Source organism: Mesorhizobium sp. M0998 (assembly GCF_040318885.1).
Taxonomy (GTDB): Bacteria; Pseudomonadota; Alphaproteobacteria; order Rhizobiales; family Rhizobiaceae; genus Mesorhizobium.
On sequence record NZ_JAMYND010000112.1, the window covers coordinates 1 to 1,349 of the forward strand.

1 protein-coding gene is annotated in these 1,349 nt (G+C 58.9%); it reads right to left on the reverse strand.

Annotated elements, in window-relative coordinates:
• Positions 1–1,349 (reverse strand): FG-GAP repeat domain-containing protein (locus NKH59_RS33320; protein WP_353024469.1); only part of this gene is annotated, 1,349 nt, incomplete at both ends.

Genomic DNA, 1,349 nt, shown 5'->3' on the forward strand with positions numbered 1-1,349 from the left:
GGGCGCCGAGATGAACATGTGGTCTTTGTAGTCGGTAAAGTCCGGCAGCCCGTCGCCGTTGAAGTCGCCTATCGCAACGCCGGCGGTCATTCCCATTGGTAGCGTGAACTGCACCGGCGCATAATCCTTAGACGACGGTCGCAGCGAAAAGATTCGGACCGTGCCGGTCCCGTAAGCCTGATCGACGTCATCACCAGCCATCGTGAGGACGTCGACGCGGCCATCATTGTCGAAGTCGCGAAGAACGGCAAACGTCCCCGCCATCGCGGAAACTGAGTACTCCTTGAAGCCGATCCCGGTCGACAGCCATAGTTTGGCGCTGTGATTATTGCCGCCATAGCGGAAAATATCTGTCGCGCCGTCGCCGTTCAGATCGGCCAGAACGCAGCTGCTTAGGCCGGCAAGCGCCGAGCAGACGGGGGACAAGGAGGGCTCCGCCAACTCCCATGTGCCGTTCGACAGAACACCCTTTTTTACGTTTCCGCCCAGTAGCCCCACGGCGAACAACGGCTGCTGGTGCCCGTTGCCGAGGAAATCGCCAACACCAATGACCTTGTTCAAATCACCGTTCGCATTGACATTGAGATTGTCGACGCCATCACCGTCAGGATCGGCGACAAATGTCGGGGCGTCAGGACGCGTGGCCAAATTGGTCCCGTACGGCAACGCACTGCAGACGGTTTGATAGCCGGTTGGCGCTGTCGGATTGCAGTCGGATTTGATCATGCCCAGTTGAGCATCGGTCAGAAGAAGCGCGCCTTGGGAGTAATATCCTGGCGGAAGGGGGAACACGCTGCCGCCGGGGCCATTCGTATAGTACACAAAGTCCATCGTGTTCTTGGTTGAGAGAAAGCGGCCGGGATCCGAGAAAAAGATCGGTTTGGGTGGGGGCTGTTGGTTTGGGTCGCTTGGGTCCGGTGGTGGCGGGGACTCCGAGGGCGACTTGATACGCAGAAATACGGTCTTGTTGTCTGCCGGAATTCCGCCAGCGCCAAACTTGATGACACGCTTGTAGACGTTGGTTGTTATTGTCTGCCCGGACATCGTCGTTTCGGTATAGTCCCCGAAGACCTCGTCGCGGCCATCGAAGTCAAGGTCGCCGACTTGGTTCGGATTGGTATAGCTCGGCGGCAAAGGGCTGACCTCCGTATGCTCGTAGAGCTGCGCATTAACGGTCGTGTAGACCCCATCGGTATTCTGATAGGTCATCTGACCGAGCAGCTCTGAAGTGCCGCCGGTGATGGTGCCGTCGGCAGCGATGGCAGCATCGGTGCCGTAGCGGCTGACGGCTGTCAGACGCGAGGCGTTGGAGAACGGCGCCTGGTCGTAGGTCAGCTTGTAAGCGCTGC